Origin of the sequence: Pseudomonas laurylsulfativorans, from assembly GCF_002906155.1 — a bacterium.
In the GTDB taxonomy this organism is placed as follows: domain Bacteria; phylum Pseudomonadota; class Gammaproteobacteria; order Pseudomonadales; family Pseudomonadaceae; genus Aquipseudomonas; species Aquipseudomonas laurylsulfativorans.
Genome location: NZ_MUJK01000004.1, coordinates 447,446 through 470,783, shown reverse-complemented (window position 1 = coordinate 470,783; position 23,338 = coordinate 447,446). Strand labels below are relative to the sequence as shown.

Below are 23,338 nucleotides of genomic sequence, written 5' to 3'. Positions count from 1 at the left end.
GGGATGATCGATGACCATAAGAGGAGGCCCATGCAGACCTTTCAAGTATTGATCATTGGCAGTGGATTTGGCGGCCAATGTGCTGCAATCAATTTGCTCAAGGCCGGCATCGACGATTTTCGCCTGCTCGAGCGCCGGGCGTTCTTCGGCGGCACCTGGTGCCAGAACACCTACCCCGGCGCGGCAGTCGACGTGCCCTCGCCGCTGTATTCCTTGTCTTTCGCCCCGTATCGCTGGACGCAAATGTTCGCCGAACAGGCCGAACTGCACCGCTACACCCGCCATGTGGTGGAACATTTCGGCCTGCGGGACAAGGTGGAACTGGACACGAATGTCGAGGGCATAGAATGGGACGACGCCTGCAAGCGCTGGATCGTTTACACCGCCGGCAAAGGCACGTTTTGCGCGCAGTTCCTGATCAATGCGACCGGGCCGCTGAGCCAGCCGGTGGTTCCGCACTTCGACGGGCTGGAGCGCTTTCGGGGCAAGACGTTTCACACCAATAACTGGGATCACAGCTACGACTATCGGCAAAAACGCGTGGCCATCGTCGGCAGCGGCGCCAGTGCAGCCCAGGTGATTCCGGCCATTGCCCCGGACGTCGGGCACTTGCATGTATTCCAGCGCACACCCCACTGGGTATTACCCCGGGCTGACCGCAGCTTCGGGCGCTTCCAGCGCTGGCTGCTGGGGCTCAAACCCGCCTACAAGCTGCTGCGCTGGGGCATCTACTGGCAATTCGAAACCCGGGTGATTGCCTTCAAGTATTCAAAGCCGGCAGTGCACATGGTCCAGCGCCAGGCCCTGCGTTTTCTCAAGCGCCAGGTACCGGACGCCGAACTGCGGCGCAAACTGACGCCGGACTACACCATCGGCTGCAAACGGGTGATTCTGTCCAGCACGCTGTACCCGGCACTGGCCCGCCGCAACGTGACGCTGCACAGCCGCGAACAAGGCATCGCGTCCATCGACGAAACCGGCATCGTTACCCGGGATGGCCAGCACATCGACCTGGACCTGATCGTCTGGTCCACCGGCTACGACGCCACCGACGGGGTGATTTCCTACCCGGTCACGGGCAAAAACGGCACCCGCCTGAAGGATGTCTGGGCACAGTACCCACGGGCCTACCTCGGCACTGCCCTGCCCGACTTTCCCAACCTGTTTATCGTCACCGGACCGAACACCGGCATCGGCCACACCTCGGCGCTGTTCATCATCGAATCCCAGATGAACTACATCCTCGATTGCATTCGCACCTTGAAGACTCAAGGTTTACGCAGCATCGAAGTTCGCCATGAGGCGGAACGTACCTACACTGAAATGATCCACCGGGAAATGGAACGTACCGTGTGGAAGTCTGGTGGTTGCCACAGTTGGTATCAAAGCAAGAGCGGTCATGTGATTGCCATGTTTCCAGGGTTCAGCTTCAGCTTTCATCGTTTGACCCGAGCGCTGAAACCCGCCGATCACATTTTGTCCTGAGCAGATAGAAAGGAGACGCGTGATGCTTTTGTTGTTCGTCGTTCTCGCAGTGTTCGTCGCCTGGAGCTGGCTGACCTACCCGGCCATCGGCTACTGGCTCTATGACTTGAACATGGCAGCCGAGGCCAAGTTGTACCGGCTGCACAAAATCGTCGTGCCCATCCCCGAGATGACCGTCTCGACCTGGCAAGGCGGGCCGTACGAAGCCACCAGCAGTGTGCTGATGCTCCATGGCTTCAGCGCCGACAAGAACCTCTGGCTGCGTTTCGCCCGGCACTTTGTCGGCAGCCATCGAGTGATCATCCCGGACATCGCCGGCCATGGCGAAACCGGCTTCAAGGCAGGTGGCGGCTACGACATCCCGCTGCAGGCCAAGCGCATGATCCAGCTGTTGGACGTGTGTGGCGTCGAGAAAGTCCATGTCATCGGCAACTCCATGGGTGGCTACATGGCCGCATGGCTCGCGGCCACTTACCCGGAGCGCATTGTGTCCGTGGCGCTGATCGACCCGGCCGGGGTCACCGCGCCCGAACCCAGTGATCTGGAGCGGCATCTGGCCAAGGGCCACAATCCGTTCCTGATTCACTCGCGAGAAGAGTTCAAGCGTTTCTACGCCATGACCATGGCTTCGCCACCCTGGGTACCGAAGCTGGTGCTCGATGCCGTGGCCCAGCGCTATGAACAGTCCCGCGAGGAGCTGGAAGAAATCTTCCGGGATTTCCGCGCCAGCCCGCCGATGGAACCGCACCTGCCCGACATCAGCGCCCCGGCGCTGTTGCTGTGGGGGCGCAAGGACCGGCTGATCGATGTCAGCAGTGTGTCGGTCTGGAGCAAGGGCATCGTTGATCTACGCGTGCACATCTGGGACGCCATCGGGCACATGCCCATGGTGGAAGCGCCTACCGGTTCGGCGCGCCTGTATCGCGAGTTTTTGGCATCGCTGCGTTCGGAGAGCCCACAGGATCAAAGACTGCACTAGGGGCGTTCGCAGTCCTTTGCAGAATGAAGTTCGTCAGAAACTTCGTTTGTCGGCGTCGCGTAAGGCTGCGATCTTTCGTCCATCCTTTACGTCACCGCACCAGGAATCCTGTTCATGAACCACCCGAACTTCGTCAGCCCTGACCTGATCCGCCAACGCTTCTCCAAAGCGATGTCCGACATGTATCGCGAGGAAGTGCCGTTGTACGGCGCGTTGATGGAACTGGTGGAACAGACCAACCGTCACGTACTGGACAGCGACCCGCAAGTCGCGCAACAGCTCACGAGCACCGGCGAAATCGAGCGCCTGGACCTGGAGCGTCATGGTGCGATCCGCGTCGGTACGGCCGATGAACTGGCGACCCTCGCCCGCCTTTTTGCGGTGATGGGCATGCAACCAGTGGGCTACTACGACCTGACACCGGCCGGCGTACCGGTGCACTCCACGGCTTTTCGCGCGGTGCATGAAGCATCGTTGCAGGTCAGCCCGTTCCGGGTGTTCACCTCGCTGTTGCGCCTGGAATTGATTGAAGACCTGGAACTGCGCGCGTTCGCCCAGTCGATGCTCGACCGGCGCTCGATCTTCACGCCCATGGCCCTCACCCTCATCGACCGTGCTGAAACCCAAGGCGGCCTGACCGAGCCGGAAGCCTCGGCGTTCGTCCAACAGGCCCTGGAGACGTTTCGCTGGCACCACAGCGCCACCGTCACTGCCGAGCAGTATCAGCAGCTCAGCGCCCAGCATCGTTTGATCGCCGACGTGGTGGCGTTCAAGGGCCCGCACATCAACCACCTGACACCACGAACCCTGGACATCGACATCGTCCAGGCGCAAATGCCGGCCCATGGCATCACCCCCAAGGCGGTGATCGAAGGCCCGCCCCGCCGCCAGTGCCCGATCCTGCTGCGCCAGACCAGTTTCAAGGCCCTGGACGAGCCGATTGCCTTCACCGATCAAAACGAGGCTCGCGGCAGCCACAGCGCCCGCTTCGGCGAGATAGAACAGCGCGGTGCCGCCCTCACGCCCAAAGGCCGTACCCTTTACGACCGCTTGCTCAATGCTGCGCGGGATGAACTCAAGGACTTCCCCAACGAAGCCAATGCCGCGCGTTACAACGCGCTCATGGCCCAGCACTTCAGCGAATTCCCTGACAGCTGGGAAGGCATGCGCCAACAGCAACTGGCTTACTTTCGCTACTTTGTGACGGAAAAAGGCCTGACTGCGGGCGACCTGGAAAACGCCGCCCTGGAAGACCTGCTCAGCGGCGGTTACCTGCGGGTTGAACCGCTGGTGTACGAAGATTTCCTGCCGGTCAGCGCGGCGGGGATTTTCCAGTCAAACCTGGGGGATACGGCGCAAACCCGTTATGGCGTGCATTCCAATCAGCAGGCATTCGAAAAGGCCCTGGGGCGCCCGACGATTGATGAACTGGAACTGTATGCCCAGAGCCAGCGGCGTTCGATCGAGCAGTGTTTCGCCGCATTGGCCGATGTTGTTCACGTTAATGAAAAGCATGACTGAACGACTTCTCACCACTCGGCAAAAAAAGGGTTCTTCGCGCAGTCCCGGGAAAGACAGATAACGCAATACCTGTAGGAGCCGGCTTGCCGGCGATGGACTCCAGTACACCGCGTTTATTCAGTTCGAACGCGTTATCGTTAACGAACATCGCTGGCAAGCCAGCTCCTACAAGGGACTGCGTCCTGGTCGAGAATCACGCAACCCCGGGAGAGACAGATAACGCAATACCTGTAGGAGCCGGCTTGCCGGCGATGGACTCCAGTACGCCGCGTTTATTCAGTTCGAACGCGTTATCGTTAACCACCATCGCTGGCAAGCCAGCTCCTACAAGGGACTGCGTCCTGGTCGAGAATCACGTAACCCCGGGAGAGACAGATAACGCAATACCTGTAGGAGCCGGCTTGCCGGCGATGGACTCCAGTACACCGCGTTTATTCAGTTCGAACGCGTTATCGTTAACGACCATCGCTGGCAAGCCAGCTCCTACAAGGGACTGCGTCCTGGTCGAGAATCACGTAACCCCGGGAGAGACAGATAACGCAATACTTGTAGGAGCCGGCTTGCCGGCGATGGGCTCCAGTACGCCGCGTTTATCCGGTTCGCACGCGTTATCGTTAACGACCATCGCTGGCAAGCCAGCTCCTACAAGGGACTGCGTCCTGGTCGAGAATCACGCAACCCGGGAGAGACAGATAACGCAATACCTGTAGGAGCCGGCTTGCCGGCGATGGACTCCAGTGCGCCGCGTTTGTTCAGTTCGCACGCGTTATCGTTAACGAACATCGCTGGCAAGCCAGCTCCTACAGCACCGCGTTTATCCGGTTCGCACGCGTTATCGTTAACGACAATCGCCAGCAAGCCGGCTCCTACAAGGGACCGTGACCACGCTGAAGATGAAGTGACCTCCAAACCAGTGAAAGTCCCAAAAAAAAGGGCGACCTGCAGGTCGCCCTTTTTTTTATATCCGAAACTTTCAATACAGCCAGGAAAGTGTTCGCCCAGTGCACTGGCCTCGGCAATCCATGCACTGGTAAAGAGCCTTACACTGGGCGAACGGAGGGTATTTTAGTAGAAGTGGCTAAATATGTCCGTGCGCTAAAGATGAAATTTATCGACACCATATTTAATAAAATGTCGACTCAAATCCAATCCCGCAACGAACCACAAACTCACCAGCTCGAACATACGAGTTGATTATTCCTGTACAAAACCTGCACAAAAACAATCAACCCGTATAGAGCCGATACTCAATATTAGTGCTTGCTGGTCACCGTCAATATGTCGGTGTAAACCACGTTCACGCTTTGCCCGACTTTCAAGTCCTTGAGCTTGGCCTGGACTTCAGGTCGCTTGACGTCAACCGTCTTGGACTTGCCTTCCGGGTTTTCAAAGGTCACCTGGTTTTTCGCCAAGTCAATGTGGGTAATCTTCAGCTGCACTTTCACCTGACGATAAGCTTCGCCGCCAGGGTTGGCGCTACCTGGCGCTGCGCGGATTTCGCCGGTGGCTTCGGCGGTGCCGGGCAGGCCTTTGTCGACATCGGTGTCGAGGTAGGCCGCAACGGCGCTGGTGACCGTGATGTCGACCGTATCGCCGGCCTTGAGATTGCCGAGGTTTTTCGCCTTGTCGGTCAGTTGCACAGGGAACTCATTACCCTGCGGGCCTTTGAGGACCACGGAATGGTTCGCGGTATCAACCGAAACGACGGTGGTGCTGACCTGATCAGCCACCACGACTTCGGACAAGGGGATATCGGCGGCAACCGCGCCAAAACTGGCGGCAGACAGCAAGGTTGCGAGGGTAATGGCTTTGGTCAGTGCGTGGCGTTTCATAAGCAGAACTTTCCCTGTGATAGATGGCGACAGACGGCGTTGAAGACAGGCTCAACGCCATGTGTGCGATGAGCATAGACGCTGTTCGGCGAGTGGTCGCCGCGAGTCGCTGATTTTCTAATACCCGGTCATTTCCAGATATCCGTTCCCAGCATGGCTGCCACTGAGGCGCACCGGGCCTTCCCAGTACGGTATGCGCAAATCCATCCAGGCCTGGGGATTGAGTGCGGTGAGGGTGATATCAAGGTGTTTGGCAGGGATTTTGATCGACCAGCTAACGGGCATTTCGCGCCCGGCCACGCTGGCGCTGTCCTGCGGCGTGAGGCTCATGTCGCTGGCGTGCAGCAACTGCGTCTGCCCCTGGGCGTCGATCCAGGTGCCGGTGAGGTAAGGCGCTCCGTCCTTTTGTCGCATGCGATACAGCATCACCTGCTCGCCGCTGTCCAGGTGCAGGGAGAACCAGTCCCAACCGGTCTGATTGCTCGTCAGGGGCTGGCTGCTCCATTCGCGGTCGAGCCAGGCCGGGCCGCTGACCTGAAAGGGCTTGCCGTCGATTTCCACGGTGCCGCTGGCCTGGAAAAACGGCTGGCTGTAGTAGTAAGAGGCCTGCCCCTGTTCGGATTTCTGACTGAACCCCTGCTCCCCCTGAAGCACCATTGGACCTGTGGAGGTCAATCGCAACCGGTAGCTGAAACGCTGGTCGCGGGCGCTGAGCAGCACGTCGGCCAACGGGTTGTCGGCTGTCGCCTGGCTGCTCAACTGCCAGTCGTCGATCCACGCATTGAATGGCGTGAGGCTGACACCGGCCTGACCGACGCCGCCACGGGCATAGCGTTCAGCCGCGTGATGCACCGTCGCCGACGTTACCGCCGCGTGGCCGAGCCAGATCGTCTGATTCTGCCAACCCACCACCTCGGGGGTGGCTTTCAAGGCGCTGCGGAACAACGTCCATTGCGCGCCGAATTCATGCCCTTGATCGTCCTTCAAGTTGGCCGTGAGGTACCACCATTCGATGCGAAAGCCGTCGTGCGGGCCGTGATCCGCCGGGAAGCTGAACACCCGACCGGGGACCACCGGGGTGAACGCAGTCGCCTGGTTGCCCAGCCCGGCAAAGCCCTTTTCCACCGGCGCCGGTTTATCGCAACCGCTGGCCAGCAGCGCCAGAAGCAATACGCAGGCCTTAATCTTCATGGGCAAACGTCCGCAGCAGATCCGCCGGTTGCGTGCGGTACAAACGGTACAACGGCCAGGCCGAGGCCAGCAGCGTCGCCACCAGCGCCAGCCCCATCAATTGCAACAGTTGCAATGGAAACAGCCGCAACGGCAGGCGCCAGCCAAAAGCCTGCACATTGATCACCGTGTCCAGGCACCACGCCAGGGCGATGCCCAACGGCAACGCCAACACCAGGGTCAGCAGCGCCAGCAACCAGGTTTGCCCGAGGTTGAGCAACATCAGATGCCGACGCGTCACACCCAGTGCCCACAGCGGCGCCAGTTGCCCGAGACGGCTCTGGCTTTGGGTCAACAGGCTGATGAACAGCGCCACGCCGGCCACGCACAACGTCAGGCTGTTGAGCGCGGCGGTGGCGGCGAAGGTGCGTTCGAAGACTTGCGTGGACCAGCCCTTGAGCCGCGCCTGATCGACGATGCGGCTGTCGTCCAGGCTAAACCGCGCCTGCAATGCGGTGACGAACGCCGGGATCGACACCGGTTCGATGCGCAGGTTGAAGCGGTTCGGTGTCAATTGCGGCCAGCCGCGCAGCAGATGATTGATATTGACCAGAATATGGCCCTTGGGATTGCCGTAGTCGGCGTAGATCCCGACGATCCGTGGCGACCAAGGGCCGGTGGGCGTCGGCAGTGTCAGGTGATCGCCAAGTTGCACGCGCAGGCGCCTGGCCAGTTGCTCGCTGAGCATCACCGCATCGTCCTTGGCCAGTCGCTCCCAAGGGTTGTCGCCCAAGGCTTCGAGCAACGGCCAGTGCTGACGATAGGTCGGGTGGTCGATGACTCCGGACAGGTCGGTCGGCCAGCCCTGCAACTGGATCGACACCTGCCAGGTGGGCAGCACCGCCGCCAGTTGCGGCTGCTGGTTGAGCCAGCTGTGCAGCTCCCGGGCCTGGGCCGGGTTCTGTGGGTTGAGGTAAAGCTCAGCCGTCAGCCGTTGTTCGAGCCAGTCGCTGAAGGTCTGGCGAAACCCGGCGGTCATGCTGCCGGCCCCGATATTCGCCGCCATGGCCAACAGTAGCGCCATCAACGCCAGACTCAAGGCCGGCAGTTGCTGGCGGCAATCGGCGACAAACCACTGGCCAAGCACCGAGCGGCTGTGCTGCGAAACGAAACCGAGCAGCGAACTGAGCACCACCGGCAACGCCAGCGCGGCACCGATCAACAGCGCCGCCATCAACACGAAGCCGCTGATCAGGCTGTCGCCGAAGATCAGCGCCAGCAGCCCGATCACCCCGGCCATTGCCGCCACCCAACCCTGACGGCGCAACCAGCGGGCATGGGCCTGATGCCAGGCTTGCGGGTCGGCCAACGCCAGCAAGGGCAACCGCGCTGCCCGCAACAAGCTGTTGGCACCGGCCAGCAGCGCCCCGATCAGACTCAGGCCGATGCCACTGAACCACCATAAAGGGCTAAGGCTCAACTGCCCCGCCACTTCGGCCCCGTACAAACCGCGCAGGCTGGCGGCGACATCCGGTAACAGCATGCCGGCCAGCAGGTAGCCGCTGACCACCCCGGCCACGCCGCCGATCAGGGCCAACCCACCCAGTTCAACAGCCAGACAAGCGATCAGCATGCGCGCACTCACGCCACAGGCTCGCAAGGTCCGGAGCAAGCCGCGCCGCTGCTCCAGCGCCAGCCCGATGGCGGCGTGCACGATAAACAGGCCGACCACGAACGACAGCACCCCCAGGGCCTCAAGGTTCAGGTGAAAGCTTTCGGTCAGGCGCGCCAGGTTGTTTTCTTCACCGGCGCGCTTGAGTTGCAGCTGCCCCTTGAACGCGCCCGGCAGCGACGCGGTGAAATCCTTCGGTAGCAGCAGACGCGACAACTGCTCCGGCAACCCCAGGATCCGCTGGGCAAAACCGATGTCCACCAGCAGCACGCCGGGTGCCATATCGACCTGTACATGCAGCGGTGGTAGCGCCACACCCGCAAGGTTCTGTGGCCGTTCACCCTCGCGCAAACCCAGTGCCTGCAAGGTCTGCGACGATATCCAGGTAGTGCCCGGCGGACTGAAAAAATCGACCACCTGTTCAATCGCCAGGGCCTGCCCGGCCACCGCCGCACCCGCTGGCAGCGACACCGGTTCGATGCCCATCAGTTGCAGGCGCTGCTCTTCACGGCCCTTGAGCGTGACCCGCCCTTGCAACACCGGTGACACCGGCCACCCCGCCCGGCGCAGATCGATAAACCATTGCTGGGGGAATGTGCCGCCACCGGGCGCACTGAGGCTGGCCTGAGGTTCGCCGCCGATCAACTGACTGGCGCGGGCATAGCTGTCGCGGGCCTGGCTGTTGAGTGCCTGGACGCCGGTCAGCAGACTGGTGGCCAGCCATAACCCGGTCAGCACACTGAAAAACTGCACCGGATGCTGCCGCCAGTGGCTGAGCAGCGCGCGCAGGGTTTCGCCGAAGATGCGCATGTCAGCGCTCACCCGCACCGGCCAGGCGACCACCGCACAGCAGCACTTTTTCCGCCAGCCGCGCCGCCACACCGGGACTGTGGGTGACCATCAACAGGCCGGTGGGACTGTCGTCGAGCAACTCCAGGAGCAACTGCAACACCTCGGCACCGGTGGCTTCGTCGAGGCTCCCGGTGGGCTCGTCGGCCAGCAGCAATGGCGGGCGCGACGCCAGCGCCCGGCCCAGCGCGACCCGTTGCTGCTGGCCGCCGGACAACTGTTCCGGGTAACGCCGCAGCAGCTCGCCCAAGCCCAGGCGCTGCACCAGATGCGCCTGCCAACGCGGATCATGACGCCCCGCCAGACGCGCCTGAATCGCCAGGTTGTCTTCGACCCGCAAGCTGCCAATCAGGTTGAATTGCTGGAACACCAGGCCGATTTCCGTACGGCGCCAATTCGCCAGTTGCCCTTCATTCATCTGTTCCAGGCGATGCCCGCCACTGCGGATGCTGCCGCGATCGACCTTGTCCAGCCCGGCGATCAGGTGCAGCAAGGTGCTTTTGCCACTGCCTGACTCGCCCATCAGCGCCAGGCTGCTGCCGGGCTTGAGCGTGAGGTCGACACCTTGCAGCACCGGCAGCGGCCCTTGCGGTGTGGCGTAGCTTTTGAAAACGCCGTGGACTTCAAGCATGGGTCAACCTGCTGGATATGCGTGGCCCAAGGATAGCGGCCCTGAATGGTTTTTGTCCGGTGACGATCATCGCCTCGCCCGCCCATCGCCCTACCCTCGAGGCTGGTCTAACCATAACGATAAAAACGGAGACGCCATGCCTCGTTTCACCTTGAGCCCTCGTGGGCTGCTCGCTTGCCTGATCACCGCCTGCCTGGCGCAATCGGTAGTCGCCGCCGATGCACCGGTCGCGGCCAGCTCGCAGACCACGGCGAGTAACGCCGCCGTGCTGCAACAACTGCCCTTCACCGACCGCACCGACTTTGAATCGGTCTCCAAGGGTTTGATCGCGCCGTTCAAGGGCCAGGTCAAGGACGCCTCGGGCAAGGTCATCTGGGATATCCAGGCCTACGATTTCCTCGCCAAAGACAAGGCCCCGGATTCGATCAACCCGAGCCTGTGGCGCCTGGCCCAGCTCAACGCCCATGCCGGATTGTTCGAAGTCAGCCCGCGGTTGTATCAGGTGCGCGGCTTCGACCTGGCGAACATGACCATCATCGAAGGCGATGACGGGCTGATCATCATCGACCCGCTGACAGTGGCCGAAACCGCCAAGGCCGCACTGGACCTGTACTACCAGAACCGCCCGCACAAACCGGTGGTGGCGGTGATCTACAGCCACACCCACGTCGACCACTTCGGCGGCGTGCGCGGCGTGATCGACGAGGCCGACGTCAAGGCCGGCAAGGTCAAGGTGTTCGCTCCCGCCGGCTTCATGGAACACGTGATGAGCGAGAACGTCTACGCCGGCACCGCCATGAGCCGCCGCGCGCAATACCAGTTCGGCAGCCTGCTGCCCCGTGGCGATCATGGCCAGGTCGATGCCGGCCTGGGCAAAAGCTCGCCCAATGGCGGCACCGTCACCCTGATCCCGCCCACCGACCTGATCGACAAGGAACTGGAAACCCGCACCATCGCCGGCCTCGAGGTGGAATTCCAGCTGACCCCGGGCACCGAGGCACCGGCGGAAATGAACCTGTACCTGCCGCAACTGCGTGCCTTGTGCATGGCGGAAAACGCCACGCAAATGATGCACAACATCCTCACCCCTCGCGGTGCGCAAGTGCGTGATGCCAAGGCCTGGGCGGAGTACCTGGACAGCAGCCTGGCGCGTTACGGCAACAAGAGCGACGTGTTGTTCGCCCAGCACAACTGGCCGACCTGGGGCGGCGAACGCATCCGCACCTTCCTCGCCGACCAACGGGACATGTACGCCTTCCTCAATGACCGCACCTTGCACCTGCTGAACCAGGGCCTGACGCCACTGGAAATCGCCGACTCGATCAAGAAACTGCCCGGCAACCTGGACCAGAAGTGGTACACCCGTGGCTACTACGGCTCGCTGAGTTTCAACACCCGCGCGGTGTATCAGCGCTACATGGGTTTCTATGACGGCAACCCGGCCAACCTCAATCCGCTGCCACCCGTGGAAACAGCCCGGCGCACGGTCGAGGCCATGGGCGGTGAAGCGGCGGTGCTGGAGAAAATGCGTGGGGCGATCACCCAGGGTGACTACCGCTGGGCGGCGCAACTGGGCAATCAAGTACTGTTCGCCAACCCCGACAACGGCGATGCGCGCAAAACCCAGGCCGAGGCCCTGGAGCAACTGGGTTATCAAAGCGAAAACGCCACCTGGCGCAACATGTACCTGACCGGTGCCATGGAACTGCGCACCGGCGTGCCGCCGCACTCTGGCAGTTCGGTGTCGGTGGACATGGTGCGGGCGATGAGCCCGGAGATGTTCTTCGACTACCTGGCGGTTCGCCTGGACAGTGAAAAGGCCGTGGGCCATGACCTGACCCTGAACTGGACCTTCGAGGACCAGAACAAGGACTTCAACCTGACCCTTCGCAATGGCGTGCTGACCCACCGCACCGGGCTCAATCCCCAGGCGGATGCCGGCGTGAGCATGAGCAAGGCAACCCTGGAGCAGATCAGCCTCAAGCAACTGGACTTCCCGACGGCGATCCACAAAGGCCTGATCAAGTTGCAAGGCAATGGCAAGAAGCTTGGGGAGTTGATGAGCAGCCTCGATACCTTTTCGCCGCAGTTCAATATCGTCACGCCTTGAGCGGATGACGCGGGAAACCGCGTCGCCTTCTTCGCGAGCAGGTCGGATCGCCGCACCGTCACTCCCACAAAGATCCATGTCGTGCACAGCATTTATGAACGACACACACCAACTGTGGGAGCGGGCTTGCTCGCGAAAGCGGTGTGTCAGGCAACGATGATGTTGAATGTGATGCCGCCTTCGCGAGCAGGCCCGCTCCCACACTGGATCTGTGTCATTCACAATTACTGTGAACAGCCCGGAACCCTGTGGGAGCGAGCCTGCTCGCGAAGGCGGCCTGGCAGCCGCCCCGATACATCACGGGCGAACGAAACCCGCAAACAGGCCGACCGGTAGGTCGCCTCGCTTTTGCTTTGGCTTTTGATCTTCTTGCCCCCTCGAGAGGCCGAGCGCAGGTTCTGCGCAGTGGGCAACCCGGCATGGATGCCGGGTTAGCCGCCCTCGGCCATGGATGGCCGATGGCGGCGGGCCCACGGAGCAGGACCGGAGCAAGGGCATGCCGAGCCTAGGCGAGGCACCGAACGACAGGGGCAAGAGCCCTTTGGTTACTTTGGGCTGGGCCGGCATTCCGGCTTTTCCAAAGTGACCCGCTGTAAGAGCGGAACCCTAAGTGGCCGTTACCGCAGCAATGGATATGGACACCCGCAAGCCAGCGTCGAATGACAGACCTTCGCGAGCAGGCTCGCTCCTACAGGGTCCCCGTTGTGCACAAAGATTTTGACCGGCGCAAATCCTCTGTAGGAGCGAGCTTGCTCGCGATGCTCTTTAAGCAGACACCACTTCAACCACCGGCATTTGCCAGCGTTGATCGACCACCCGCTGCCCGGGTCCATACAGGCGCAGGACCAGGCTGAACGCCCCGCTTGCCGGCGTCGGCAACCAGTTGTTCTGCGCAGTTGGAGCGGTATTCTGCAGGATCAACGTCATCCCGCCGTCCGCGTCCATCTGCAGTTGATCCCGGCTGCTCAGGCAGTAGCGATTGATCGGGTTGGCCACCAGTTGCCGGTCCGGCAAGTCATACAAGGTCAGCGACCAGAACTCGCTGGCTGGCGGCAATTGTCCCGGTGCGAAACGCAGGCGATAGCTTCGCCCGCCTTGCAAGGGTTGCCCCTGATTGTCCAGGCGAGTGCCGGTGTAGAACGCCTCTTCCACGCTGTTGCCATAGATGCCGACATTCGCCGCGACGGCGCGGTTGAGGTAATTGCCGTTCAGCGCTTGGCGAGTGCCGAACAGGCCGAGGGTGGTGCGTACCTGGCTCACCGCGGTTTGCAGTTGCGCCTGGGCGTCCTGAATCCCGGCGAGCAGCGCGTGGCGCGTTGCTTGCGGCAACGTCGTCGGGTCGAAACCCTGGCCGGGCACGATGCCGATCCGCGCAAAGCGTGCACGCAAGGCTTGCTCGGACGGTTGCGTCGGACACAGGCTGAGGATCTGATTCAGCGCCGGAATAAACTCCAGCCCCAACCCGGTCTTGCTGTCCCAGGGTCGCCAGTCAATCGCCGGCGCAGCCACGGGCGGTGCACTGCCGATGTATTCGTGCAACGAACGCAAACCGTACTGCTTCTGCAAGGCACGCACCGCCGGCAAGTCCCCGGCGTTTTTCAGGCCCGTGCGCCCCAGCACCATGACGATTTCAGTTTCACTGCGCAGCACGGCCTTGACGCCATCCGGTGTCGGGCCTTGCCAGCCGGGTCCGGCGATCAGGTAGTTGCCCGCTTCGCGGCCGGTGCTGAGCACGCCGACATAGGCAAAGTTGTGGGTGTACTGGTCGACCAGTTGAAGCACGTAATAGCGGTCGTCATCGACCGCCGGCACGCTCAACACCTGCGGTTCGCTGCGCAGGTCGAGCCAGGCCCAGGAGTACGGCGTGTCGTTGTTCGGCGTGACGATGTCGCGGTTGCTCGGGGTGAACAACTCGCTGTAGTGGCGAAAGCGGTTAAAGCCGCCAACGTACTCCGGCGCGGACGGGTTGAGCGCCTGTTTTTCCATGGTCTGGTAATGCATGAGCATCGGATAAGCGTAGATCCACGCCTGCTGCGCAATGGCCCGAGGGTCATCGGAATCAGCAGCCAGCAACCAGCGCGGAAACATCAGACCACCTCCCAATACCCCCATGCTGCCCAGCACCCGGCGGCGACTGAAAATCAGGTTCATGATTCGATCCTCGTTATCGTCGGCAACTGATAACTCCCGTCCAATGCCCCGCCTTTGGGCAAGTACAGGCGCAACAGCAGGTTGAACGGACCTTGCGGCGTCGGCAGCCAGTTGCCCTGCGGCGCAGCCTTGGGCGCATCGGCTTGCAGGATCAAGGTCAAGCCGCCGTCGGCATCGTATTGTAGACCAGGGCTGCGATCGCCCAACGCGTACCGCTGGACCGGGTTGGCGGCCAGCAGCTGGGTTTTGCCGTCATACAGGGTCAGCGACCAGAACGCATTCACCGGCGGCAATTGCCCGGCGGGGAAATGCAGGCGATAGGCGTGCTGGCCGTCGAGTATCTGCCCCCGGGTATCGTGCAGCGCCATCGGGTACAACGCCTCCGCCGCATCGTTGGCGTAGATGTAGCGCCAGGCGACCGCGCCGCGGGTGAGGTCATCGTCGCCATACTTGCCGACGTTGGACGGTGACGGGAACCAGCCCTGCTGCTCCACCGACAGCTGGCTCGACGCTGCGCGCACCTGTTCGCGACCGGCTTCGGCGCCTTGGGCGATGGCTTCGTCCAAATCCGCCGGTGCCTGGAATGCGACGCCCGGTTTCACGCCAATGGCAGCGAAACGGGCGAGTTTTTTCTGCTCGGCGGCGGTCCATTGGTGCAGCGGTGCCAACGCATTGAAGGTGCTGAACAGCGCCTGCGCCGGCCCTTGTTTGGTGTCCGTATACGCTGGCAGTTGCAGCGGTGCCAACGGTTCAGGCGTCGCGCCGCCGCTCACTTTTGACAGCGGTTGCAAGGCGTAGCCCATCAGCACTTGCGCGGCGTCTTTCTGATCCGCTTCGCCTTTGACCTCGGTCCGCCCCAACAGGAATACCAATCGGCTCGGCGAGCGAATCACACCGCTGAAACCCGACGGCACTTCACCCTGCCAATCCGGCCCGGCGATCAAGTAGCGCCCGGCCTGATCGCCCGTGGCGCGAGTGCCGATGTAGTCGAGGTTGTCGGTGCGCATGTCGACCAGTTGAAAGCTGTAGTAGCGTCCCTGCACCGCCGGCACGTCGAGCACCACCGGCTCGCTGCGCAGATCGAGCAAGGCGCGGGAATAGAAGGTGTCGTTGTTCGGCGACACCACTTTGGTGTCTTGCGGCCCGAGCAGGCGCGCCTCGCTGTAGAGCCGGTTGAACGGCAGTTTGGCGGCGATGGCGCTGAGCACTTTGTCGTGCTCGGCGGTGGCGTAGGCGAATACATAGGCCTCCTGCGCCAGGGCTTTCGCTTGCTGCTGATCGAGGTTTGCGGCGTGAACAGTGCCCAGGCTCGCGCCCAGGGCCAGTGCGGATATCCAATTGCGCACGGTAGATCTCCTTCCAGATAAACATCAGTAAACACCATTCCCTGTAGGAGCCCGGCTTGCCGGCGATGGCGTCCGCAATATCGCCATCGCCAGCAAGCCGGGCTCCTACAGGGGATTTGTGGTGCTCCTGGGAAAACGGTTTACTTGGCCCACCGCCGCAGATCCGACGGGGTGTAGTCGTCGGTCTTGGCGGCGAAGCCCACGCGCATCGGCTCGGTCTCTTCGTTGGCCAGGCCGCCGGCGTAGTAGCGTCCGGAGATCAGGTCGTACGAAGTTTCCAGCACGTTGTAGGTGAAGCCATGGTCGTACTGTTGAATCGCGTGCAGTTCACCGCTGCGCCACAGTTCGCCGCGGCTGTCGTACTGGTCCGACTGGGCGATCTGCCAACTGTCCTCATCGACATAGAAGCGGCGCTTGGCGTAGATATGCCGGGCACCCGGTTTGAGGGTCGCTTCCACCACCCACACGCGGTGCTTCTCGTAGCGGGCCAGATCCTGGTTGACGTGGTTGGGCTGGATCACGGCGTCGTACTTGAGGTCGCGGCTACCGATCTTGTAGCTGTTGTAAGGGATGAACAGCTCCTGCTTGCCCACCAATTTCCAGTCGAAACGGTCCGGCGCGCCGTTGTAGCCGTCGATGTTGTCGGCGGTGATCAGGCCGTTGCTGTAACGGGCGCTGTTGTCGTAGGCGATCATCGGTGCACGGCGCACGCGGCGTTGCCCCGGTAGGTATTGCCAGGCCGAACGTGGCTCGGCGACCTGGTCGACCGGCTCATGCACCAGCACCGCTTCGCCGGAAAGACGCGCCGGTTCCAGCACCCGGCTCTTGAACATGAACAGGATGTTCGAGTTGGGTTCCAGCCCGCCCACGGTGTCGGCGAAGTTGATCAGCGACTGATTGCGCACGTAGCTGGTGGCGCCGTTTTCACGCACCAGCGCCGAACTGCTGATGCGCTCGTAACTGCCGCCGCGGTAACGGGTCATGTGGTTCCACATCACCTCCAGACCTTCGGTGGGCAACGGAAACGGAATGCCCCTGGCGTAGTCATGCAGACCGTTGCCGCCATCGGCCATGCTGGTTTTGGCGACGTTGTCGCGGCTCGCCGCGAGCACATCCTTGGGCAGGTTGGCGCTGCGATGGGTCGGGTAGATGTTCATCTTGTAGGTGTCGGGAAAGCGCTTGAACAGCGCGACTTGCCCGGGGCTGAGAAACTTTTCGTACTGCGCCACGTTCTTCGCCGTGACAGTGAACAAGGGTTTTTCAGCGGCATACGGATCGCTGTAGCCGCCCTTGCTGTCGACAGTACCGGCGTTACTCGCCAGGCCACCGGTCCAGGCCGGAATGCTGCCGTCGGCATTGGCCGCCATTTCCGAGCCCATGGGGGTCAGGGTCTTGCCCAGAGCCGCCGAATCGGTGCCTTTAGCCTGGGCCAGACCGACGGTGCAGGCCAGGGCCAGCACGCACAATTGCATACGCATAACGGTTCTCCTTAGAAGTCTGCCTTGAAGCTGACGGATGCGAAATCGCGGTCGTCGAGGGTGCTGTAGTCGTTGGAACCGAAGAACGCGTTGTAGGCCAGTTCCACGCTGTAATCGTTCATGTAGACGCCGGTCAGGCTCACGCCCAGCGCTTGCTGGCCTTCCTGGAACGGCCCTTGCGGATCGTAGGAATAGCCCGAGACGTCATGCCGCCAGTTAACCGCCGGAATCAGGTTGATGCCCGGCAGCACGTCGCTGTATTCGAGGCTGGCGCGCAGGCGATAACCCCACGACCAATCAGTGGCAAAGCCCTTGTCGGTGCAATATTGGTTGGTGACGCCGGAGGCCACGGTGTTGCACGGCGTGCCGTTACGCGGGGCACTGCGGCCAAACGCGGCGTTGCGGCCCAGGCGCTCGTCGCCCAGATCGTCGATGTGCACGACACCGGCTTCACCGAACAGGCTCAGGCGCGTGGCACCCAGCACGTTGTCGATGGCCTGGGTGGCCGAGCCGGTCAACTGCCAGACACCCTTGCGCTCCCACGCATCGAACTGGCTACCATTGGTGGTGCTGAAACCGGGCGGCAACTGCACCCAGGAACTGCCCCCCGGGCCGGAAATCACCGCGACGTTGACGTCGGGCGCGTTGATTCCAAGCGGCATGTTCGGCCGGTAGCTCAGCTCACTCGCCAGGGAAATCCCGGTGACCGGCTCGACACCGTTGAGGCTGATGCCGTACAGGTGAATGTTTTCCGGGAACGCCGCCGCATAACTCGGCGCCTGGACGCCACCGGGAAAGGTGCCGGGCAAGGCGGTGTTCCTGGCATTGAGGGTGAAATACGGCAGGCGTGAGTGATAGTTGATGTAGTAGAACGCCGCTTCGGCATCGTTCAACGCCGGGATCATCTGGCGCAAGGCGAAACCGAACTGGCCGTTGTCGGACGGTGATTCGTTGCCCCGAGACGTGGCGTACAGACCGGCGGCCTGCATCTGTTGATCGGTCTGCACCTGGCTCAGCTACAGCGGCCCGCAGCCCGGCTGGATCACATCGCTGCTGGCGAAAAAGGTGCCGCAACCATCGAGCACGCTGGGGCGCCAGTTGTACTGGTAGAAACCTTCGAGGTTGGTGGTGTCGGTCAGGCCGAAGCTGAAGGAGACCATCTCCACCGGCAACTGGCCTTCCTTGATCTCCACGCCGGGACGGTTGAACGCCGAGATGTCCAGCGGGTTGATCACGTTGATGCCGTTCTGGATCAACAGCGCTTCGCCCCAGGACAACACCTGGTTACCAACCTTCACGCTCAGCGGATGCTCAGCCACCTGAAAGTCTTTCCAGACGTAGGCATCGAGCACCTGGAAGCCCTTGAACTTGGCCAGGTCATCCCAGCCCGAATCATCGAAATCCTTGAAGCGGCCATTGCCGGTTTCATAAGCATGGTCGTACCAATATTTGAAACGGATGAACGCGCCCTGGCCCTGGCCATCGAGACTGAAATCGGTGAGGCCCTTGAACAGTTGCGAGATAGGGTCGCCTTTCTCGAAGTTCAGCCGGTTGTCGTCGGCGCTGACGCTGCTGCCATTGGCATTTACGCCCTGGGCCTGCAAGGCGTTGGCGCGGGTCATCAGGCTTTTGTCGGGGCTCTGTGTCGACCAACTGCTGCCCAGGCTCAGGCTGGTCTTGGTCGACAGGCTCCAGTCTTCGTTGAGGTCAAAGGTGGTGGCGTAGGTCGGCCCCGTGAATACGGCAAGAATCGCCAGCGCAAGGGGTTGCGGGCGGGTATGGCCAAGCCGGTGAAGTCGTTGGCGGACTCCGGCTGTGGCCGAGCGTTTTTTTATCATTATTGGGCTCCGGTCAGGTTTGCTCAGCCCGAACACGGTGCCCAACTATCGGCCGTGACACGCAAGCGATGGCCGACAAAAAATAATCATCGAGGGGGCTGCGGGGCGGGAGGCATGAGTGTCGGATGTGCCTGCGTCTTCGCGAGCAGGCTCGCTCCCACAGAAAAGCGAAAGAAAAAGCGGCGTACACCCACGCCTCTCACCACTCATCAGGCCGAGCGTTAGCTCGCCTGCAGCGCTTGATCCACCCGCCACCTCGGAGCGAGGGGCCGGGCGCCAGGGGCGAGTCATACCGAGCGTTTTTTTGCTTGGTTTTTTAGGCGCTTGTTAAAAGTGGCTAGCCGTAAGGGCGAAACCGCCAGCCGCCGTTCCTAAAAAACGGATATGTACCCGGATCCACAACCTGATTGGCCAGTCCCGAAGTCAGCCAAAAAAGTCCGACAATTGTGCAGGACAGCCGCAGCACGCCCGTACTAAGCTCTGCGCTTCATTTCATCAAGGACGATTCATGAAGCGCTTTGCCGTTTGCCTGCTGTACTTCCTCACCTTCAGCGCATGCGCGGCTGACCTGAACCTGCTGACCGACAACCATCCGCCACTGCATTTCCAGCAAGGCGGCGAATTGACGGGGTTTGGTGTGGACGTGGTGCGGACACTGGCCGAGCGCACCGGAGATCGCGTGCACCTGCAACAACTGCCATTTCTGCGGGCCTTGCATGTCGCCAGCAGCGAACCGGCCACCGGGGTGTTCACCGTGTTGCGCACGGCCGAGCGCGATGGCCTGTACCAATGGGTCGGCCCGTTGCTGGACGTCGAAACGGCCCTGTATTCCGCCGACAGCACCCGCCAGCCCGTGCGCAGCCTGCTGGAAGCCGGCAGTCACGGTGCCATTGCGGTGCCGCGTAAATGGCTGGCCTACAACTATTTGCAGAAGCAGGGCCTGGACAATCTGTATGGCGTCGAAACACCCGAGCAGATGATGCGCTTGGCGCGTCTGGGGCGTGCCGACTATGTGGTGGCCGACACCTTGTCCATTGCCACCCTGGCCCGTGAAGAAGGCGTGCCGCCCAGCCAACTGCACTACCAGATCTCGTTGATGCGGCAAGGCAGCTACATTGCGTTTTCCCTGAAGACCGATGCCCACCAGGTGGCGCGCTGGCAACTAGCGCTGGAGCAGATGCGACAGGACGGAAGCCTGGAGCGACTCAAGCAACGCTGGCTGAGCCCCAACACACCGCGCTGAAGTCCAGAATGGACGGCTAGCGCACAAGCCGCTCGGCCAACGCCTTGGCCTGGCTCGCCACATCGGTGACGGCGGTACTTTCCCACCACATGCCGCGCAACGGCGGGCCCATGGCAAACAGACGGCGGGCGGGCTGTCCCTCGGCGTTCACCACCGCGCCATCGACCTCTGCCGCAATGCCCAAGGCCAGCGGCCCCGGCCGCACCAGGCCACGGTCGAGCAGTTGCCGGGGCAACGGCCGCGCGACCCGGCGCCAGTCGTATTCGATACCGCTGGAGTTGATCAGGGCAGCACCGCTGACCACACAGGTCTGCGCCTCGCCGCGCCGTCGAAGGCGGATACTGACGCCGTCGCCCGTTGAAGGCTCAAGCCCCTTGAACGAAGCCGCGTGAATACGCAACCGCCCTTCTTTATATAAGCGCTCCACCAGTTCGGCGCTCAAGGGTGGTGAGCGGTGGTGATGGCTTTCCCACCACGGCCGTACATGCCGCACGAACTGCTGCCGCTGCCTATCCGTCGCCTGATGCCACAAGCGGCCGATATGGGCTCGCACCGTGTCCAGTGGTGCCTGCCAGTCGATGCCCTGGGCGATGGCCTCCTGGCAGTGTCGACGCAGTTCGCGCATCAACTGACGAGGGGTGCGGATGCTCTGGTCCTGCGCGAGAAAATCCACCCAGGCTGGTGGCTGGCGGCGCACATGGGGCAGCAGGCCATGGCGGGAAAACACTTCGATCGGTCCGCGATGTCCGGCCTGTTCCAGGGAGACCACGGCGTCGACCATGGTCAGGCCCGAGCCGATGATCATGACCGTCGCTTGCGGATCGAGCCTCTGCATGGCTGCCACGTCCCACGGATCGAGGGCGGCGGCGTTCAAGCCGCTGGATTGGGTTTGTGGCGTGCGCGCGGCGGGAAACATTCCGGTGGCCAGTACCGCAAAAGCGCCCTGCAAGCATCGGTCATCGCTCAAGGTCAGTTGCACGGCGCCGGCATTGGCTTGCAAATCGACCACCTCGGCCTGCACATGCTCGACTGTCGAACCGTTCAATGCACCCACCGCCTGCGCTTCTGCCAGGCGCTGTCGGGCGTACAGGCCGAAAATCCCTCGAGGTGGAAACAGTTCGCTGATTGGCACGTGCTGCTGATCCGATTCCGGCCAGCCACCCGCCGCGATGTATTCGGTCAGCCATTGGGTCAGATCGTCGGCGTTGTCCGGGTCGACACTCATCCGCGCCGCGTTGCCGTTGAGCGTGTGGCCCAGCTCCACCGCGCTGTAGGCTTCGCCCCGCCCCAACTCGGCCCGGGGCTCGATCACCAGCACCCGGCGCTGGCCCGGCAAACGCATCAACTGCGCCGCCAGCATCGCACCACTGAGGCCGCCGCCGACAATCAGGATGTCAGCATCATTGGTCAAGGTCTGGTCCATCGTGCTCTCCCGGTTCAGATCACCACATTACGCACAAACTTCGCCGCCACCGCCCCGTCGTTGCGGTAACAGTGCGGCTGGTTGCTGGCGAACATGAAGAATTCACCCGTCGCGATAATCTGTGGCTGTTCGCCGAGCATAACGGTCAGGCAACCTTCGAAGACATAAATCTGCTCGCTCCAGCCATCGGCATCCGGCTCCGACGGATACACCTCGCCCGGTTGCAGGCACCACTCCCACTGCTCGACTTCGCGACTGGCCTGGGCCTTGGAGAGCAACACGGCCTTGCTGCCGGGGATCGTGCCAGTCCAGGCCAGTTCATTGATACGGCTGGGGTCGCGGGCGTCGGGCGCCTGGATCAAATCACTGAAGGCAACGTCGAGGGCTTCGGCGACCCGGTCTAGGGTGGTCAGGCTGACATTCTTTTCCCCCGCCTCGATCGCCACCAGCATTCGGCGACTGACACCAGACTTTTCGGCCAGCGCCGTCTGGCTCAGGTCGGCGGCATGACGCAAGCGACGGACGTTTTGACTGACGTGCTGGAGGACCGAAGCCCGTTGGGTAGAATCTTTGTGCACTATATTGCTCACTGAGTGGGGTTGGGCAGTATACTGCGCAACATTCGGCGCATTGTGCGTCCCCCTCCAGTAGCGTGCAAGGTCATGACGTCGGTGAACTCCCCAAAGGCTTCCTCCCGTTTTACAAGGTTCAGCAAGGCCGAATGCGTGCTGGTGCTGATCACGATGGTCTGGGGCGGTACCTTCCTGCTGGTACAGCATGCGATGACCGTCAGCGGCCCGATGTTTTTCGTCGGTCTGCGCTTTGCCGCCGCCGCTTGCATCGTCGCCCTGTTTTCCTGGCGTCACCTGCGCGACCTGACCCTGTTCGAACTCAAGGCCGGGTCGTTTATCGGCGTGGCGATCATGCTCGGCTACGGCTTGCAGACGGTCGGCCTGCAAAGCATTCCCAGCAGCCAGTCGGCATTCATTACCGCGCTGTACGTCCCTTTCGTGCCGTTGCTGCAATGGCTGGTGCTGGGGCGGCGACCGGGGTTGATGCCCAGCATCGGCATCATGCTGGCCTTTACCGGGTTGATGCTGTTGTCCGGGCCGTCCGGTGCGTCGTTCAATTTCAGCTCCGGTGAAATCGCCACCTTGATCAGCGCGGTGGCCATTGCGGCGGAGATCATCCTGATTAGCACCTATGCCGGCCAGGTCGATGTGCGCCGGGTGACGGCGGTGCAACTGGCAGTCACTTCGGGGCTGTCGTTCCTGATGGTGGTGCCAACCAACGAGGCGATTCCGGACTTCTCCTGGTTGCTGCTGTGCAGCGCGCTGGGCCTTGGTGCTGCGAGTGCGGCGATCCAGGTGGCGATGAACTGGGCACAGAAAAGCGTGTCACCGACCCGCGCCACGCTGATCTATGCCGGTGAGCCGGTGTGGGCCGGGATTGTCGGGCGCATTGCCGGGGAACGCCTGCCGGCGATTGCCCTGGTCGGCGCCGGGTTGATTGTGGCGGCGGTGATTGTCAGCGAGTTGAAGACCAAGGGTAAGGCTGCGTCGGTCGAAGAAGAACTGGAGCGGGAAACACAGGGTTAAGCCGTAGCTCCT

At 62.1% G+C, this 23,338-nt stretch carries 15 protein-coding genes and 1 pseudogene; 6 read left to right on the top strand and 10 right to left on the bottom strand.

Annotation, left to right across the window (positions count from 1 at the left end; all coding sequences use genetic code 11):
* Window positions 1-30: 30 nt before the first annotated feature.
* The 3 genes from B0D71_RS16075 to hglS all read left to right on the top strand — a co-directional run bounded on the left by B0D71_RS16075 (window position 31) and on the right by hglS (window position 3,985).
* A complete protein-coding gene (locus tag B0D71_RS16075) occupies window positions 31-1,485 on the top strand; it encodes a flavin-containing monooxygenase (protein WP_103395635.1) in 1,455 nt (484 codons plus the stop codon).
* Window positions 1,486-1,507: 22 nt separating this feature from the next.
* The gene (locus B0D71_RS16070) at window positions 1,508-2,464 is read left to right on the top strand and encodes an alpha/beta fold hydrolase (protein WP_103395634.1); all 957 of its coding nucleotides are present in this window, start codon (window positions 1,508-1,510) and stop codon (window positions 2,462-2,464) included.
* A 114-nt stretch (window positions 2,465-2,578) separates the two neighbouring features.
* Window positions 2,579-3,985, top strand: a complete 1,407-nt coding sequence (hglS, locus tag B0D71_RS16065; protein WP_103395633.1) for a 2-oxoadipate dioxygenase/decarboxylase HglS — start codon at window positions 2,579-2,581, stop codon at window positions 3,983-3,985.
* A gap of 1,253 nt (window positions 3,986-5,238) precedes the next feature.
* Here the strand turns inward: hglS and B0D71_RS16055 are convergent.
* The 4 genes from B0D71_RS16055 to B0D71_RS16040 form a co-directional block, all read right to left on the bottom strand.
* A complete protein-coding gene (locus B0D71_RS16055; protein ID WP_103395631.1) occupies window positions 5,239-5,817 on the bottom strand; it encodes a hypothetical protein in 579 nt (192 codons plus the stop codon).
* A gap of 117 nt (window positions 5,818-5,934) precedes the next feature.
* A complete protein-coding gene (locus B0D71_RS16050; protein ID WP_103395630.1) occupies window positions 5,935-7,008 on the bottom strand; it encodes a lipocalin-like domain-containing protein in 1,074 nt (357 codons plus the stop codon).
* Window positions 6,998-9,469 (bottom strand): ABC transporter permease, encoded by a 2,472-nt coding sequence (locus tag B0D71_RS16045; protein WP_103395629.1) that lies wholly within the window; start codon window positions 9,467-9,469, stop codon window positions 6,998-7,000. Before B0D71_RS16045 ends, B0D71_RS16050 begins: the two co-directional genes overlap by 11 nt.
* Window position 9,470: 1 nt before the next feature.
* On the bottom strand, window positions 9,471-10,139 hold the full coding sequence (locus tag B0D71_RS16040; protein ID WP_103395628.1) for an ABC transporter ATP-binding protein: 669 nt from the start codon (window positions 10,137-10,139) through the stop codon (window positions 9,471-9,473).
* A gap of 136 nt (window positions 10,140-10,275) precedes the next feature.
* On the opposite strand from B0D71_RS16040, the gene B0D71_RS16035 reads away from it, so the two are divergent.
* A complete protein-coding gene (locus B0D71_RS16035; protein ID WP_103395627.1) occupies window positions 10,276-12,249 on the top strand; it encodes an alkyl/aryl-sulfatase in 1,974 nt (657 codons plus the stop codon).
* 765 nt (window positions 12,250-13,014) lie between these two features.
* Here B0D71_RS16035 and B0D71_RS16030 read toward each other — a convergent pair.
* From B0D71_RS16030 to B0D71_RS16015, 4 genes and pseudogenes are all read right to left on the bottom strand, one after another.
* The gene (locus tag B0D71_RS16030) at window positions 13,015-14,400 is read right to left on the bottom strand and encodes a DUF1254 domain-containing protein (protein ID WP_103395626.1); all 1,386 of its coding nucleotides are present in this window, start codon (window positions 14,398-14,400) and stop codon (window positions 13,015-13,017) included.
* A complete protein-coding gene (locus tag B0D71_RS16025; RefSeq protein WP_103395625.1) occupies window positions 14,397-15,746 on the bottom strand; it encodes a DUF1254 domain-containing protein in 1,350 nt (449 codons plus the stop codon). Before B0D71_RS16025 ends, B0D71_RS16030 begins: the two co-directional genes overlap by 4 nt.
* A gap of 140 nt (window positions 15,747-15,886) precedes the next feature.
* The gene (locus tag B0D71_RS16020; protein ID WP_103395624.1) at window positions 15,887-17,224 is read right to left on the bottom strand and encodes a DUF1329 domain-containing protein; all 1,338 of its coding nucleotides are present in this window, start codon (window positions 17,222-17,224) and stop codon (window positions 15,887-15,889) included.
* A gap of 11 nt (window positions 17,225-17,235) precedes the next feature.
* Window positions 17,236-19,062: pseudogene (locus B0D71_RS16015) on the bottom strand (DUF1302 domain-containing protein).
* Between the two features lie 508 nt (window positions 19,063-19,570).
* On the opposite strand from B0D71_RS16015, the gene B0D71_RS16005 reads away from it, so the two are divergent.
* The gene (locus tag B0D71_RS16005; protein WP_103395623.1) at window positions 19,571-20,305 is read left to right on the top strand and encodes a substrate-binding periplasmic protein; all 735 of its coding nucleotides are present in this window, start codon (window positions 19,571-19,573) and stop codon (window positions 20,303-20,305) included.
* Between the two features lie 16 nt (window positions 20,306-20,321).
* Here the strand turns inward: B0D71_RS16005 and B0D71_RS16000 are convergent, their stop codons facing one another.
* The gene (locus tag B0D71_RS16000; protein ID WP_103395622.1) at window positions 20,322-21,728 is read right to left on the bottom strand and encodes an FAD/NAD(P)-binding protein; all 1,407 of its coding nucleotides are present in this window, start codon (window positions 21,726-21,728) and stop codon (window positions 20,322-20,324) included.
* A gap of 14 nt (window positions 21,729-21,742) precedes the next feature.
* Window positions 21,743-22,306: a helix-turn-helix domain-containing protein gene (locus B0D71_RS15995; RefSeq protein WP_103395621.1), complete on the bottom strand. Its 564-nt coding sequence runs from the start codon at window positions 22,304-22,306 to the stop codon at window positions 21,743-21,745.
* An 84-nt stretch (window positions 22,307-22,390) separates the two neighbouring features.
* Between B0D71_RS15995 and B0D71_RS15990 the strand changes: the two genes are divergently transcribed.
* On the top strand, window positions 22,391-23,326 hold the full coding sequence (locus B0D71_RS15990) for a DMT family transporter (RefSeq protein ID WP_240635709.1): 936 nt from the start codon (window positions 22,391-22,393) through the stop codon (window positions 23,324-23,326).
* The last annotated feature ends 12 nt before the right edge of the window (window positions 23,327-23,338 follow it).